Raw genomic sequence first — 14,915 nt, forward strand, 5'->3', positions numbered from 1 at the left:
TTTCCTCCACTGACGCGCATGGCATCAACGGCACCGTCGTCTCGCTCGGCCGAACCGCAGGCTCACTCAAGTCATTCACCTTCCAGGTCGCCCGGCGATGCTTGCACCCTTCGGCGAAACTCGCATATAGATCAGCCTGCTGCAAACCGCTCGCCGCCGTTACACGCAGTTGTTCACGCACCCGACCCCCGACGAGCATTTCTGCTGGTCAGGGGCCATATTTCCTGCTGGTGGCAGGTGCAAGGTTCGAACTTGCGGTCGGCTGAGCCGACGGTTTTACAGGTGACCGAGGTTGTCCGCTGCTTGGTACCCACGAGCTGCGTATACGACTATGGAATGGGCCTCGACGGGAAAGATCATCCCGCGCATATCCCGCGACGACCCCTGCGGCGCCTTCTGTTAGTAAGTGCACTGACGGCCAGTAGATCTCACATGTCACTGTTCATGCGGACGTGTAGGTGCCCCTTGTGCGGGAAAGCCGGCGGTTGGGCAGGGAGCACGGAGCGAAGGACATATCGGCACTTCTCTGCCACACGGCACGAACCATGGTTATCGACAGCATGCAGCAGATCGAGGCGGGCCAGAGGCATTATGCGCTGCGCGCCGAGCGCCCAACGCGATACAACCTCAAGGGCCCGGCTGGCGATGCCTTGCCCTCGGACTTCGGCCGATGTCCAGTAACCGACTGTTGCCGCAGCCTCGTTCGGGTCGGTCGCCTTGACCACGATGTGCCCAACCGGACGACCAGGATCGCGCTCCTCGCCTCCGCACTCCAGGACGGCGAAGCTGAGCCGGACGCCGGCGGCCCACCCTTCGCTCTGATCATCGATCCATCGACGCGCCTCTGTATCGCTGACAAGTGAGGTGGTCAGCCAGCGGCGCAGAAGCGGATCGCGGTGAGCCGCCACAAGGGCTACCGCATCCTCTGCTCGCCAGGGACGCAGGCGCAACGCAGGTGCGGACGCAGTCGGCTCCACAGACAGGATTGCCGTCATAAACGCTCATTCTCCGACGCTTGGCCGGCCCTCGGAACTTTCCATGGCCCTCGCATCCTTGGGCAGGACGGGGTCGAACCCACGCTGTCAGCTAGGGAAGTGTATGGATCACGCCTCGTAGCGCCGCTGAGCGGGCTTCGGTCAATTCAAGGCAACGGGCTTAACGGGCTCGCCGGGGTAGCCATGGAATCCTGCAAACGCAATCTTGGATTACTTTCGCTCGATCACAGTGGTCCCGATCGTAAATGGACTGCCGTTTGGAGAACACCCTAGGTCCACGACTCGCGTTGTCTAGTCCCACGAGATGCTTGACGTTATCGATGCGACAAAATGGCTTCCGAAGAATTCGTCTGGCGGCCTCTCAAACTTGCGCCTCATCAGCATGCGGTGCAGGGCGCGCAACTCGTGGACAGAATCGATCTTGAACAGCGGTTCCTTATCCTTCACACGAACAGCATCCCAGCGGAGAGCGAGTCATCAGCTTGGGAAGTCTTTCATGATCTTGACGCCGGAGCTGAGAAAAGGGTGGCCTCGAGGTATGCGGGTCGAGTGACCGTGAGTCCCTGTGGTTCACCGCTGGTCGCTGATCGAACGGGCACGCAACGGGCACGCGGCGTACGCCGTGACGGTGTCGGCGTGCGGCCCCGCTGAGGGCCGTTATTGATAGTGGGGACAACGGTTCTTGACCTTGACACTAATGTCAGGGTCTTAGCGTCGGCGCGTGCGAAGGAGAACCGTCGAGATGCGCATCGGGGAGTTGTCCCGCAGGACCGGCGTCAGCGCGAGGTCGTTGCGGTACTACGAGCAGCAGGGTCTGATCCACGCCGGGCGTGGGGCCAACGGATACCGAGAATACGATGAGGCGGTCGCTGTCCGTGCGGCCAACATCCGGGATCTGCTGGATGCGGGCCTGACCGTGGAGGATATCCGCGACGCGTTGGACAAGGGGTGTCTGGAGCGGCCGCTCGGTACTCTGCCCCGGTGCGAGGGTGCGCTGCGGACGGCGACCGACCGTCTGGCAGTGCTGGACGGGCGGATAGCCACGCTGCTGGAAGTGCGCGAGCGGCTGGCTAAGCAGGTATTGCGGACGCGTGCCGCGCTCGGCCAGACCGTAGGGAGCTGACGCCATGCGGTTGGGAATCGCCCCGCATCGGCTCTGGCCTGACCGGGACGGTGATCTGGAAGGTGTCCTGGAGACCGCCCGCACAGCCGAGCGGCTGGGCTTCGATCACGTCATCGCGGGCAGCCACGTGCTGCGCACCGGCTTGGGCGCGACCCTGGACCCCATCGTGCTCCTGTCGGCCGTCGCCGGAGCCACCTCGCGGATCCGCATCGCGACCAGCGTCCTCATCGCGCCGCTGTACCAGCCCGTCATCCTTGCCCATCAGACCGCCTCGCTGGATTTCCTGTCCGGTGGGCGGTTCGTGCTCGGGGTCGGAACCGGCTGGGATGCCGCTGAGTTCTCCGCAGTCGGGGTGCCGTTCGGACAGCGGGGGAGACGTACCGACGAGAACCTGGCCACGATGAAGGCGCTGTGGCAGGAGGAGTTCACCGAGGCCCGCATCGGCGTTTCACCGCTCACTCCCGGAGGGCCGCCGGTCTGGGTGGGCGGAGACAGCGATGCGGCACTTCGACGGGCGCTGTGCTTCGGTGATGCTTGGCATGGGTCGGGAAACCCTGCTGCCATGGCCGGAGTCCGCAGGCGCATAGCTGACCTGGCCGAGAGCATCGGCCGCGATCCGGCGACGCTGGCACTGACCTCGGTAGCTTTCCTGGTCCCGCCGGGAGTCCGCCAGATCGGGCGAGTGCCGGTCTCTCCGCTGGGTGGAACGCGACCCTCAGCCGGGAGCGTGGTGGAGGAACTCGGTCAACTAAAGGCGGCGGGCGTGACCACGTGCTCGCTGTGGCTGCCAGTGTCCGCAGCGGCGCTGCCCGACGCGCTGGCCTGGATCGCCGAACAGGTCATGCCAAGCCTCGACGCTGGAAGTTCCCGTCCCTCCCCTTTGTAGTTTGCAACCCCGGCTCAACCAGGTCGCCCACATTCCGGTTCACTGATCCACGGGATGCATGCAAACGTTAGCTCCCCCGTTCCGTACGACACATCAATGATCAACCACGTGCCCCGATAAGCCAGGGTGAGGAACGAACCCTGGATCTTCGATCGCCCCCGACCACGACAGACCTCGGCCACCCCGTGGCGATCGTCGTGCTGCATGGGGCGGCGGCGCGACCAGAGGCCGGCCGATCGCGTGGGTACGGCGCGGCGGGCGGGCGGCGACGGCCCAGAGTCCTGCGCGCTGCCGGGGAGGCGTCTGAGCCTCTAGGGCGTCCAGCCTAGAACTCAGCGTGCGCATGTGCTGACGGATCTCTTTCAGCTGGTCAGAGATGACCCGGAACTCCTCGCTGTGACCGTCCGCCTGCGTCTGGCGCTCGATGTCACCGGCAGGCGAGGCGGTCACGAAGCTTCCCGACCCTTGGCGGGTCTCGATCAGGCCGTCATCGCGCAACACTGCCAACGCGTTCACGGCTGCGACCGGTTATCGAGATTCCTCTTCTGTCGGGCGTAGATCTGTTTCGCGTTTCCATGCCTGGTATCTGTCCGGGAGGCACCGTGCACAGGGCCGGTATCCGGCGGCCAAGGCAGTCTCCTCGTCGGCGAAGAACACCCGGTTGTTCACATAGCCGCCCCGGGCTATCGCGCGGAGAGCTGACCGGCAATCCAGCCGCCCGTAGATTCTTCTGGGCCTGTGGCCCCCGAGCGCACCAGGCACCGCACTTTCGTAGTGGTCGCGACCTGCGCCGAGAAGCCTGTAGATCTTTTCCTTCGGCATTGCGCCGCCGCTTCCCTGGTCCATTGTGAATCCGGGTCAGGTGGCGTCGTGGAAGACCAGGCCGAGGGTATGCCTCCGGCCTGTTCGGACGGTGGACACACCATGGCGTACGGGTGCCGCCGACCAGCCACGTGCAGACGGCACAGGTCTGTCACGGGTGGTGAAGATCAGACCGTGGCCTTGAGGAATGAGGACCGCCGTTCCGCGAGACTGCGCCCGAGGGCGTTGTTCGACCAGCAAGAACTCACCTCCGGTGTGCTCTTCGTTGGGGGTGTTCAAATTGATGACGACCTGGAGCGGGAAGACTTTCTCGCCGAAGATGTCTCGGTGGAGCGCGTTCCAGCCGCCCGCCTCGTAGCGCAGGAGGATCGGAGAGGGTTTGCCCTGGCCGGCGCTGTGGCAGATCTCCAGCCATTCAGCCAGGGTGTCGGGCCATTCCGCGTCGCGGCCGAGCTTGCCGTACCAGTCGCGGGCGATGGGCAGCAGCCGCGGATACAGTTCTTCGCGCAGCCGCTGCACGGCCTCGGGGAAGGGATGGTCGAAGTAGCGGTACTCCCCCTCGCCGAACCGGTGCCGTCGCATGTTGACAGTGGAGCGGAACAGTTCCGGCTGGTCGTACAGTCCGGCCAGGTCGGAGCATTCGGCGGGCGTGAGCAGTTGCGGCAGCAGCGCGCATCCGTATTCGTCGACCTCGCCGGTGACCGAGTCCCAGTCCGCGGCGGCGACCCGCTGGGCGAACGGGTTCCCAACGGCGGTGTTCCGTCCCGCGCGCGACGTGGCGGTGATGGCGTTCATGTCGCCTCCAACGTAAGAAGGGCGGCCATGCCTTTTGTCCTTCCACGGCGTGGGCCGCTGGTGCGGTCTTCCACGCGTGTAGACGCTCGGTGGCCGCGAAACGTGAGAACGCATCACCCGAAGTCGCATGAGCGACGTGGGCTACCCAGACGACTCCCTACGCCCGCGTTTTCGCCCAGACCGCCTGCACCGAAGGCCTCCATGCTTAAGTTACGAACCGATCGGCCTGGCCGGAATCATGCAGGTCCACGTTCCTTACGTGCCTGTTTCGCGACTCGATAGCGGCTTCCCGGCTCAAGGCGCGGGCCTTGGGGTCGGACAACTCGTCTGCGGGTCGCAGGGATCTCCATAGCAGCGTGGCCGCATACGTCCGGTGGGGCGCCCATGCGGTCGCCATCTTCTGCACGGCCTCCACAGTAGGCAGATCCTCGCGTTGCCACGCCTTGCGGATGGCGCGGCGGATGCCGACGTCGCCGGCGGGCAGGATGTCGCTGCGATGGAGTTGGTGGATCAGGAACGTCTGTGCCGACCACAGCCCGATACCTTTCACCGCGGTCAGCGCGGCTATCGCCGCGCTGTCGTCCAGGTCGGCCATGTCCTCAATATCGATGAGGCCACTCACCTGCCTGCGTGCAAGGTCGAGGACGTAAGCCGCCTTCGCTCGGGACAGCCCGCACTCGCGCAATCGTTCGGCACCCAACGCGATGACGCCGTCGGGCGTGGGGATACCGCCGACGGTGGCCGCGATCCGATCGAAGACGATGAACGCCACGACGGCGGAGATCTGCTGTCCGACGATATGCAGCGTCATCGCCGCGAAATTGCTCGATCCGGTACGGCCGCCGTCGTGCCACTCGAAAGGGTCCGGATGACCGTACGCCTCTACCAGGCGTGCGAGGACTGGATCACGATCGGCGAGAAACCGGTACTGGCGCTCATGATCGCTGTTCATGATGGTTTCCCTTCCAGGCGGCCGGCCTCTGATCCGTCTGACCCGACAGGCGCGGGCCGCGGCCTGCGGAAGAGGTCACACGGCTGCGACGCAGTCGATTTCGATGTCGAAGGGGCCGGGCCATGCGGGAACGCACACGAAGATCCGCGCGGGTGGATCGCTGGGGAAGTACCGGCTGTATACGGCGTTGACCGCGGCGAACTTGTCGACGGATGTGCAGTACACGTTGCATTTGAGGACGTTCTCCAGGGTCGAGCCCGCCGTCTCCAGACAGAGTTTCATCTGCTCCAGGACGAGCTCGGTCTGACGCTCGATCGAGGCGCCCTCCAGGACGTCACCGGTGTCAGGGTCGAAGGGCGGGAATCCCGAGACATAGATGGTGTCACCGCTTCGGGTGACGGCCGAGGTCGGCGCTTTCCACCGCTCCAGGTAGGTCGACAACGGCTCGACGCGGATGATCTGTCTGTTCATCGTCGACTCCCGTTAGTGAGTATGCGCGGGTCTATTTAGACCGGCGAGTCCTGCTCTCGCCGGTTTCGGCTTCCCGCAACTCCCGGCGTCGCGCCAGTCGTCTACGTCGTAGGTCTCGAGGGTGCGCTCGTCCAGCAGCGGAATGATCTGGCCGATGACGATGTCCTTGAAGTGCGGCGTCCTGCTGATGGGCTGCGAACGCGCGCTGCGATACAGAACGCTCCAGGACGATGACCTCGAGGTCGCCTTCGAGCTGCTGATAAGGAATGAAACAGATGTTGCCCGGCTCTGTGCGGGTCGCCTCGGTGATTTTCGAGAGCAGGGTGCGCACCCCCCTATGCCAGGTCGCTGACGGGTCGCCTCGCATGTGCCCGTCTCCGGCGGCGGGTGCGTGATCCCGGCGGCTCCGTGCGTGGCCTACGAGCGCCATCGCTGGATGAGCTGGTCGGCCAGGCCGGGCAGGTCCGGTGCGACGATGTTGGGCTGAGGCAGCGAGGTGACGGGCAGAGGCGCGTTGCCCGGCCGGGTGATCAGCCCAGCTGTGTAGCCGGCGCTTTGGGCGCCCACGGTGTCCCAGACATGGCAGGCGACCATGAAGCATGTGGACGGCGGCACCGCCAACCCCTGGGCGACCAGGTGGTAGACGTGTGTGTCGGGCTTGTAGGCGCGGACGGTCTCGACGGTGAACTGCCGCTCGAAGAACGGCGCGAGGCCGGCGTGCTCCAGCGGGCTCTGCCCGCCGGGGTTGGCCGGCGAGTTGGTCAGCGTGACCAGGCGGAAGCCCGCGTCTCTGAGCTTGGTCAGACCCGGCTCGACGTCGGGATGGGCGGGCATGGTCAGCATGGCCTGCCCGATCTCCTCCACGTCGTCGTCGGTGACCTGGACGCCGTGGACGTCGCCGACCATCTTCAGCAACCCCTGGCCCAGAGCGAAGTAGCCCTCCCAGAGGCCGGACAGAGTGATCGTCATCGAGTACATGATCAGCTGGCTGAGCCACTCGCGCATGACCCGAGCGTCGCCGAAGATCTTCTCGAAGAGCGGGTCCATCGACTCGAAGTCAATCAGCGTCTCGTTCACGTCGAAGACGAGAACGTGGGGCTCGCCACCGATCCACTCGCCGTCGGCGCCGGCGGGCGTGGCCAGGTTGTGGTTCATCGTTGTCATCCCCCATTCAGTTCCGCGGGTGGTTGGTCCGCCTCCCCCGGCGGTCACCAGTCGGCGGCGTCCACGTAGGGCCGGGTCCAGACCGTGACGTGCAGCATGACCGACTTGGTGAAGGCCGCGTGCATGCGGTCGACCTGCTCGGGCGAGGCGCCCTTGGCGGCCAGGTACTCCCGCGCCGTGGCGATCACGACGGCGGTGAAGGCCAGCAGGTAACGCATCGGAATGTGGTCGAGGGAGTCCGCATGATCGGTGGCGTTCTTCTTGGCCCGGGTGTGACGCAGCCCGATCTCCTGCTGGTAGTTCAACCAGTCCTGATCCAGCGGGCGGGTACAGGCGTCGATGATGAACCGGTCGAAACGTGGCTTGGACGCCGCGCCGTACTCGGGATTGGACCTGCCGTCGGGATGGCCGGAGTACGGGCGCATGAACGGCAACTCGCCGAGCCGTTGGCGGTAGGCGGTCACCATGTCGTCGGCCTGGTCGGCGAGGATGCGCGCGGCATCCGCGAGAGCTCGCTGATCCTCTTCGGTGAGCCCCACCACTTCCTTGAGCCGTTCCAGGTCCTGCATGGTCAACGGCGAGGTGGCGGCCTCGGCCGTGCCGTAGGTGTAGCCGGGTATGGCGTCGGCATGCTCGGTGACGAGTTTCGGTGTCGGAGTGTGCTCAGTTTTCACAGGAGCCCCCTTGGTACGACGTCACAATCGGGCCTTGAAGGATCACAGTGCTCCGGCCCCGGCATCCTGCGCCGCGCCTTTGATCAGCGGAGACGTGTCCATTTCATGGATAGAACCGAGATGTCTCTGACCTGGGCCGCGAGTCCCTTGAGATCCGGCTTCTCCCTGGCCTACCCATTCGGTAGGTGCTACACATCGACCGTAAGCGCGCGATGCTTCGACGGCGCTCGAATAGTGCTGGGCTTGACCTGGTCCGATTGTGGCGAGGAGCCGCGGTTCGGCAGACGCGGCCTCGTCCGCCGGGAACGGCGTCCGGTCAGGCGGCCCCTCGCGAGTGGCTGAGGCGTCACATATGGAACTGGTTGAGGCCGCCGTCCACAAAGATCTCAGCTCCGGTGGTGAACGTGCTCTGGTCGCCGGCCAAGAACAAGACCGCGTTAGCCACCTCCTCGGGACTCCAGTCTGTTCATGGGGACTGTGCCTGCCAGCGCCGCCTTGAAGCCGGCGACCTGTGCCTGGTCAGGGGCCAGGCCGTCGACTCCTGGTGTGTCGATGGGTCCGGGGCTGACGACGTTGACGCGAATGCCCTTGACTTGCAGTTCGTTGGCGAAGGAGCGGGCGAGTGTGCGGACGGCACCCTTCGTGGCTGCGTACACGCTCAGCCCGGGATGTGCCGCCGAGGCTTCGGTTGAGGACGTCAGAATGATCGAGGCGCTCTTCCAGAAGAGGGAGAGCCTTCTGCACGGTGAAGAAGATGCCTTTGACGTTGGTGGCGAACGTGGGGTCGTAGTACTCCTCCGTCACGGTTTCGAGAGGATGGATCGCGCCACCTCCGCGTCCGGTCACGTAGACGTGCGCGCCCTGTTCAGCCAGCCGACGGGCGGCCGCGAGTCCGATGCCCGTCGATCCTCCGGTGACGAGGGCTGTCTTGCCGTCAAGCTGTCCCATCCCAGGTCTCCCCTGTGTGTCGCGGTGGTCTCGGGTGTTGTCGCTGACGGATGTCAGGCGGCGGGAAAGAGCGGCCAGCCCGCCATGAGACCGCCGTCAAGGGTGATTGCCTGCCCGGTGACGTAGGCGGACTTCGCGGAACCGAGGTAAATGACGGCTTCCGCGATCTCCTCCGGGGTGCCGGGGCGGTGCATGGGCAGCACGGAGTTGACCGCGTTGCGGACGGCGTCGTTGCCTGTGACGCGTTCGTACATGGCCGTCTGGGTGAAGCCGGGCGCCACGACGTTGACCCGGATTCCGCTGGCGGCACCTTCGAGAGCAGCGGCCTTCGTAATGCCGATGATGGCGTGTTTGCTGCCGACATAGAGAGCGGCGTCGGGGAAGCCCATGAGTCCGTAGGTGGAGCTCACGTTGACGATGCTGCCGCCGCCCTCTTGGGCACGCATGGCGCGGAACTCATGCTTCATGCTCAGCAGCGTGCCGAGCACGTTGGTGTCGAACGTGGCCGCGTAGGTCTCCTTAGTGACCTCCGTGACAGGGCCAGGCTGTCCTTCGGTGCCGGCGTTGTTGAAAGCGACGTCGAGGCGGCCGAACCGTTCGAGGGTGCGGTCGACGAGGCTGGCGATGTCGTCATCGAGGCGGACGTCGGCGCGGACGAACTGCGCGTGCGCGCCGACGTCGCCGAGTTCCTTCGCCAGGGCGTTACCGACGTCCTGATGACGCCCCGACACGACGAGTTCGGCACCCAGCCGGGCGTAAGCGAAGGCGGTGGCACGGCCGATGCCAGTGAGCGCGCCAGTGATGAGAACGACAGGTGCAGCCATGAGGGAGTCCTCCGAGGTGAACGCGACAGGAAAGTCGCAGAGAGATCGATACGTCGCCATTTTGGGTTGGCAATCCCAGAAGCTACGCCGGGGCAGAATGGGATGTCAAACCCAATTTCCAAACCTGGCTGCACCCCTGAGATCCGCATCTAGTGGGATCTGCAACCCACTTTTGTTGGTAGGGTGGCGTCATGGTCGACGCGACGAAGGAACCTGCGCGCCTGACTCGCAAGGGGCAGGCCACTCGGAAGCGCATCCTCGGAGCGGCTGCGGACCTGATCCTCAAACAAGGCGTGGCCGCCACCCACATCACCGACGTTCGTGAGGCCGCAGGCGTAAGCGGCTCACAGATGAGCCACTACTTCCACGACAAGCAGGCTCTGATCAAGGACGTCATCGCCTGGCAGGCGGAGAGCGCATTGGACGCTCACCGCCACCCCGAGCTGGGCAAACTGGACAGTTTCGACGCCTGGCGCCTGTGGGCGAAGCTCATCACCGAAAAGCAGGCGGCACGCGGCTGCGCGGGTGGCTGCGAATTCGGATCGCTGGCCGGCCAACTCGTCGAGTCCGACCCCGAGACTCGCGCCGACATCGCCGTCGGTTATGAGCAATGGCTCGACCTGTTCCGTCAGGGCCTGCACATCATGCGGGATCGTGGGGACCTGCGCCGCGACGCCGATCCTGATGCTCTCGCCCACGCCTTGCTCGGCACCATGCAGGGTGGCATGCTCCTGGCCCAGACCCTCCGCCGCATCGATCCCCTGCGCGACGCACTCAACGCCGCCGTCTCCTACCTAGAGACTTTCGCCACCGAAAGAAGCCTTGACGACTGAGCCACACACCGGCTGACGCAATCGTCGTCGAGTTCGTCCCCAAATCTCGTTCAGGGCCCCGATCCACCCGCTTCGCACAAGACAAATACGGCATCCCTGCGCGCCTGCCGCCCACACCCAGAGCCTCATCCAGGCATGCAACACGGTCAGCGTCAGCAGAACGAGTTGCGGATAAGACGGCCGAGGAGCTTCGCGTCCGGCACTACACGCTCCGCGCTCACGGCCCGCAACGGTCCGCCGTCGTAGAACTGATCCAGCGCCTCGGGAAATGGCACAAGCATCTGGATGAGGCCTGAGGCCCGAGGGCTGGCACTCAGGCGGGGTACAAGCGCTGACCGCGGGAAAGGTCATCCCGTAGATATCCCGCGCTGGTCTGATCTCGTGCGGGCCCGCACGCTTCGCCCCCTCCGCGCATCCCGTCTGCCGTCGACCCATCGCGAAGCGACAGCGGGCCGGCAACGGAGGTGCAAGCCCGTCTTCGCGTGTACGTCAGCCGGTCGCCGTTCCACGGCCATTGGACGTCAAGGGACACAGACGGGCTTGCGCCGGAGGAGTTGGTCTGCTGGGCTCTGCCTGGGTCGGTGGCAGACGGGGATGCGCGGGCCTCTACCTCAGCCAGCTACGGCCCTGCGGTCGCGTGCCAGCGATCATCCCGGAGCCGAGTGCCCCCGCCGGAGGCATCGTCTTTGGGTTCGGCTCCCTCTGAGGGACTTGCGTTCCGATCTGTGATCTAGGAGCCGACCTGCTTCTAGATACGCCCTATCAGACGGAGGTCCCGGGAGGGGATTTGAGTAGCGGTGCTGCCTCGGCGGGATAGCCGGCGCGGCGCTGCCGCAACGCGTTTGCTGCTATGCGGATCAGGTCGATGGTCACCCCGGCGCCACCGCTGGGGTCGTGTACCTTGAGCTTCAGATCGAGGCTGACCGAGGTCCCGCCCCAGGCCTGCGCCTCGATGTTGATGTGCGCCACCTTGTGTGACTCCAGATGCGGCAGGTAACCGAGCGGAGCCAGCTCCACCCGGCCTGCTGCGGATTCATCTGCGGTCAGGGCATTGAGTTTGGACTGCATTTTGGTGTTGCTGTTCTCGACCAGGTTGCGGAAGTCCTCCGTGCCTCCCAAGTTGACCTGGTAGGAGCTGATCAGGGTGAGGCCCCGCTCCTCCAGCAGCCGCAGCAGGGCATGATGCACGACCGACGTGCCGAACTGGCTGGTCAGGTCGTCACCCAGCAGGGGCAGCCCAGCCGCGACAAACCGATCCAGCAACTGCGGATCGCGGGCCACCGCATCGGAGGTGATATTGATGAACGCCGCCCCTGCCCGCAGCGCCGCCTCGGCATAAGCCTGCGCCGTCTCCTGCCGACCACTGGGAGCCGCATAAAGCACTACCTCAGCTCCGGCAAGCTCCCCGGCCACGCGCTCCACCTCGGTGGCACCGGTGAGGCCGCGGCGCACCGTGACGCCCGATAGCGGCAGCTCGCTGGTGAGCCGCGGAAAGTTGTTGGGCGGCACGAAAATCGCCTCGGTGAGATCCTTCCCGACCTTCTCCGGGGACAAGGCGAACGCCGCCACGAAGTCGATGTCACCCACGCCCAATCCGTCGAGCACCGGCCGGCGGACCCCGACCAGCCGCCCCGTGGCACAGTGCAGAGCTATCCCTTGCACCAGTGCGGAAACATTGTTGCCGACCCCTATGACTGCGACTTTTACTCGCTCGATCATGGACGCCAGGGTACGGCGGCTGATGCTTCCACATCCGCATCGCTATCAGGGTCGCCCCGGGTAGTCTCGGGTGTTCAAGCCACGAAGTCGTATCCGTCCTGGTAGCGGACCTGGTGATGGTGGTCGAGGTGGAAACCAGCCAGAAGGCGTGATCAATTTCGTCTGCTATAGAGGGTGGGTCACCGGCGACGAACCGCAGCCATGGCCGTCGTCCGGGTCGTCATCGAGCCCAGCCGTTGCCAGACCTGGGTTCTCTGTCAGCAGTCGGCGCAAGAGTTCCTGATCGCCGCTGTGGATCGCGCCGACCACGGCGACGGCTAGCGGATCCTTGTGCCGATGACCAGCATGAGGCGTCCTCTCGAAGGGACGTTTTCTGCGACCGTACCGCTCCCCCTGGGGGATGCTTCTCCCCGAGAGCAAGCGGGGCGAGATACCTCCCGAAATGGCTCGGGCCGTCCACTGGCTGGAATCCGCCTCGCTCGCCCTGACCGACCTGAACGACGCGAAAGCCGTACGGCTGGCGCTCGACGCACTGGCGCTCCGCCTCGACGGACAAGCGGCGAGCGCGAACTCGGTCCGGCGCAAGAGGGCGGTCCTGCACCACGTCCTTGAGTACGCGGTGGAGCTTGAAGAGTTGCCCTCCAACCCACTACACAAGATCAAGTGGACGCCTCCCAAGACCACGGAGACCGTCGACCCTCGCATGGTCATCAATCCTCGGCAGGCCGAGGAGCTGCTCACCGCGGTTTCCTACGTAGGCAAGCGCGGCCGGGGCCGGCGACTCGTGGCTCTGTTCGCCTGCATGTACTACGCGGCTCTTCGTCCCGGCGAGGCTGTCGCCCTTCGAGAGCAGGACTGCAACCTTCCGGCAACCGGCTGGGGTCGGCTCCTCGTGGACGTCTCCCGGCCTGAGGTCAAAACCAAGTGGACAGACAGCGGCGACGCCCACGAGCAACGCGGCCTCAAGCACAGGGGCCGCGATGACGTACGGCCGGTGCCGATCCCGCCCGCCTTGGTCAAGATCCTTCGGCAACACATCAAAGAGTTCGGCATCGGGTCGGATGGCCGAATCTTCCACAGTGAGCGCGGCGGAGTGATCGCCTCGACGGCCTACACGGAGGTGTGGCAAGAAGCTCGAACGCTCGCCTTCACTCCTGCCCAGGTCGCCTCACCGCTGGCGCGCAGGCCGTACGACCTTCGACACGCGGCCGTATCCCTCTGGCTCAATGCAGGCGTGCCGGCTCCTGATGTGGCCGAGAGAGCCGGGCACGGCGTTGACGTCCTCCTCCGCGTGTACGCCAAGTGCGTCGACGGACAGCAGGAGATCGCCAACCGGCGGATTGATGACGCCTTGGCAGCGTGACGTGCGAAGCCTTAGGACAGGGTCCCGGAAGCCCTCCGGGGCTCTGCCGCGTTCCTACGTCCTGATCTGCGAAACAATCACCGACTCGTCAAGCGCTGACGCCACCATGCGGCCGCATGCCATGCGCTTATGGCCTCTGCTTTCGGATCGGGCAAGGTGCGGTTACGGAACTGCTCGTCCAATCGCGCCACAAACAGGCGTAGCTCGGAGTGAGCAGGCTCCGGGAGGGCTCGCAAGGCCTTTTCCAAGAGATCACGAGCCTCTACTGGATCACAGCAGGGGCATTCCGGGTTCACATAGAGGTACTGGCCCGGACGTCGCAGAAAGCTTGCGTACTGATCCAACGCATTGGCAACGGCATTCGGCCAGAGACGTTGATCTTCCAGTCGCTGTACGGCCCTATGGGCTTTGGCAGAGAGTCCACGGATGTGCTTATGTGGCGTGGCCTCGGGTGATCGCTTCCACCGAGACCGCAGAGTTCCGGGCGGCTTACGCGGCATGTCCCTTTCGGATCAGCATGCACCACATCCTGGCACGCCATCGCGGACAGCCGGAGGGTCATCTCCGCGCCACACGTGTTCGACGACGCGTTCCCGGCCTACGATGGCGGCGACGCGGTTTCATCCCGCAGTCATCCCGTACATGGCCGCTGAACTGGCGAAACGCGCCAAGATCCATCCCGCGTATATCCCGTGAGCACCTACAAACGGCCGCTCAGGGCGGCACATGGCTGCATGGCCCTGGAAAGCAAAAGAGGCCCCGGAGGGCCTCTGAGCTGGGAAAATCCCGTGTGGCAGGTGCAAGGTTCGAACTTGCGTAGGCTGAGCCGACGGTTTTACAGAGCGCTGCCAGCCGGAGTATCACCTACCACCTGACGTGCTAAAACACCGTGGAAACGATTAAGCGAGCCCAAGCAGCGACGCGCATACGACGCGAGCGTTCGGTCTACAGCGGTGTGCATGTAAAAGTGCCCCGCCTCAGCCGCCAAGGTTCTAGCGTCAGACTATGACGACGAGCATCAAGCAGATCCTCGATCCTCAGCCACCCAGTTGGTACAAGAAGCAAGATCGAACGGCTGCGCGAGGTGGCTGCAGCGCTCATGGCACACCACCCTGCCATGAGCCCATCGTTCATAGTCTCGTGCTAGCGGATGACGGCAGCGATGACATCCAGTGGGCTGTCTGCCAGCGAGGGTTTGACGAGCTTCTCAGGCGGGTTCGCGGCGGCGGTCCAGCGACTAGCCCCGCACCCTGAGCCGCCTGACACTCCCTCGCCTAGACCCCTTCGATGCGAACTATTGGCAAGTCCCCGGTGTCTGGCCTTATCCCGCGCTGAGGTGTGTGATC

17 protein-coding genes and 1 pseudogene are annotated in these 14,915 nt (G+C 64.9%); 4 read left to right on the forward strand and 14 right to left on the reverse strand.

Translation table 11 applies throughout. The features are described from left to right. Together Pmi06nite_RS19545 and Pmi06nite_RS19550 are read right to left on the reverse strand one after the other, a co-directional pair. Positions 1–181, reverse strand: a 181-nt coding sequence (locus tag Pmi06nite_RS19545) for a hypothetical protein (RefSeq protein WP_203954499.1), incomplete at its 3' end; no start/stop codon positions are given. A 247-nt stretch (positions 182–428) separates the two neighbouring features. Continuing rightward, positions 429–995 (reverse strand): GNAT family N-acetyltransferase, encoded by a 567-nt coding sequence (locus Pmi06nite_RS19550; RefSeq protein WP_203954500.1) that lies wholly within the window; start codon positions 993–995, stop codon positions 429–431. 721 nt (positions 996–1,716) lie between these two features. Between Pmi06nite_RS19550 and Pmi06nite_RS19555 the strand changes: the two genes are divergently transcribed. Both Pmi06nite_RS19555 and Pmi06nite_RS19560 read left to right on the forward strand, forming a co-directional pair. Further along, a complete protein-coding gene (locus Pmi06nite_RS19555) occupies positions 1,717–2,118 on the forward strand; it encodes a MerR family transcriptional regulator (RefSeq protein ID WP_308442511.1) in 402 nt (133 codons plus the stop codon). 4 nt (positions 2,119–2,122) lie between these two features. After that, positions 2,123–3,004: a TIGR03619 family F420-dependent LLM class oxidoreductase gene (locus tag Pmi06nite_RS19560; RefSeq protein WP_203954501.1), complete on the forward strand. Its 882-nt coding sequence runs from the start codon at positions 2,123–2,125 to the stop codon at positions 3,002–3,004. Positions 3,005–3,532: 528 nt separating this feature from the next. Here the strand turns inward: Pmi06nite_RS19560 and Pmi06nite_RS19565 are convergent. The 11 genes and pseudogenes from Pmi06nite_RS19565 to Pmi06nite_RS19610 all read right to left on the reverse strand — a co-directional run bounded on the left by Pmi06nite_RS19565 (position 3,533) and on the right by Pmi06nite_RS19610 (position 9,654). Further along, a complete protein-coding gene (locus Pmi06nite_RS19565; RefSeq protein WP_308442512.1) occupies positions 3,533–3,850 on the reverse strand; it encodes an Ada metal-binding domain-containing protein in 318 nt (105 codons plus the stop codon). Positions 3,851–3,862: 12 nt separating this feature from the next. Further along, complete coding sequence (locus tag Pmi06nite_RS19570; protein ID WP_203954502.1) at positions 3,863–4,621, reverse strand: 2OG-Fe(II) oxygenase; 759 nt, start codon at positions 4,619–4,621, stop codon at positions 3,863–3,865. A 205-nt stretch (positions 4,622–4,826) separates the two neighbouring features. After that, a complete protein-coding gene (locus tag Pmi06nite_RS19575; protein WP_203954503.1) occupies positions 4,827–5,573 on the reverse strand; it encodes a DNA-3-methyladenine glycosylase family protein in 747 nt (248 codons plus the stop codon). 75 nt (positions 5,574–5,648) lie between these two features. Continuing rightward, on the reverse strand, positions 5,649–6,044 hold the full coding sequence (locus Pmi06nite_RS19580; protein WP_203954504.1) for a RidA family protein: 396 nt from the start codon (positions 6,042–6,044) through the stop codon (positions 5,649–5,651). 31 nt (positions 6,045–6,075) lie between these two features. Beyond that, positions 6,076–6,474 carry a putative quinol monooxygenase gene (locus tag Pmi06nite_RS43000; protein WP_373317313.1) on the reverse strand — a complete coding sequence of 133 codons (399 nt, stop codon included), beginning with the start codon at positions 6,472–6,474 and terminating at the stop codon, positions 6,076–6,078. Next, complete coding sequence (locus tag Pmi06nite_RS19590) at positions 6,462–7,199, reverse strand: haloacid dehalogenase type II (RefSeq protein ID WP_203954506.1); 738 nt, start codon at positions 7,197–7,199, stop codon at positions 6,462–6,464. The genes Pmi06nite_RS43000 and Pmi06nite_RS19590 overlap by 13 nt, the downstream gene beginning before the upstream one ends. A gap of 53 nt (positions 7,200–7,252) precedes the next feature. Then, complete coding sequence (locus Pmi06nite_RS19595; RefSeq protein WP_203954507.1) at positions 7,253–7,882, reverse strand: protoglobin domain-containing protein; 630 nt, start codon at positions 7,880–7,882, stop codon at positions 7,253–7,255. Between the two features lie 346 nt (positions 7,883–8,228). Further along, positions 8,229–8,327: an SDR family oxidoreductase gene (locus tag Pmi06nite_RS42860; protein ID WP_203954508.1), complete on the reverse strand. Its 99-nt coding sequence runs from the start codon at positions 8,325–8,327 to the stop codon at positions 8,229–8,231. After that, the gene (locus Pmi06nite_RS42865; protein WP_308442519.1) at positions 8,320–8,589 is read right to left on the reverse strand and encodes an SDR family oxidoreductase; all 270 of its coding nucleotides are present in this window, start codon (positions 8,587–8,589) and stop codon (positions 8,320–8,322) included. Before Pmi06nite_RS42865 ends, Pmi06nite_RS42860 begins: the two co-directional genes overlap by 8 nt. 169 nt (positions 8,590–8,758) lie before the next feature. Further along, positions 8,759–8,830 (reverse strand): annotated as a pseudogene (locus Pmi06nite_RS43005) (hypothetical protein); the annotation flags it as partial. Positions 8,831–8,883: 53 nt separating this feature from the next. Next, a complete protein-coding gene (locus tag Pmi06nite_RS19610) occupies positions 8,884–9,654 on the reverse strand; it encodes an SDR family NAD(P)-dependent oxidoreductase (protein WP_203954510.1) in 771 nt (256 codons plus the stop codon). Between the two features lie 191 nt (positions 9,655–9,845). On the opposite strand from Pmi06nite_RS19610, the gene Pmi06nite_RS19615 reads away from it, so the two are divergent. Next, positions 9,846–10,487, forward strand: a complete 642-nt coding sequence (locus Pmi06nite_RS19615; protein WP_203954511.1) for a TetR/AcrR family transcriptional regulator — start codon at positions 9,846–9,848, stop codon at positions 10,485–10,487. Positions 10,488–11,249: 762 nt separating this feature from the next. Here the strand turns inward: Pmi06nite_RS19615 and Pmi06nite_RS19620 are convergent. After that, positions 11,250–12,206: a hypothetical protein gene (locus Pmi06nite_RS19620; RefSeq protein ID WP_203954512.1), complete on the reverse strand. Its 957-nt coding sequence runs from the start codon at positions 12,204–12,206 to the stop codon at positions 11,250–11,252. A gap of 442 nt (positions 12,207–12,648) precedes the next feature. Between Pmi06nite_RS19620 and Pmi06nite_RS19625 the strand changes: the two genes are divergently transcribed. Then, entirely contained in the window at positions 12,649–13,569 is a 921-nt protein-coding gene (locus tag Pmi06nite_RS19625; protein WP_239114038.1) for a tyrosine-type recombinase/integrase, read from the forward strand. The last annotated feature ends 1,346 nt before the right edge of the window (positions 13,570–14,915 follow it).

This window comes from Planotetraspora mira, assembly GCF_016863275.1.
Classification (GTDB): Bacteria; Actinomycetota; Actinomycetes; order Streptosporangiales; family Streptosporangiaceae; genus Planotetraspora; species Planotetraspora mira.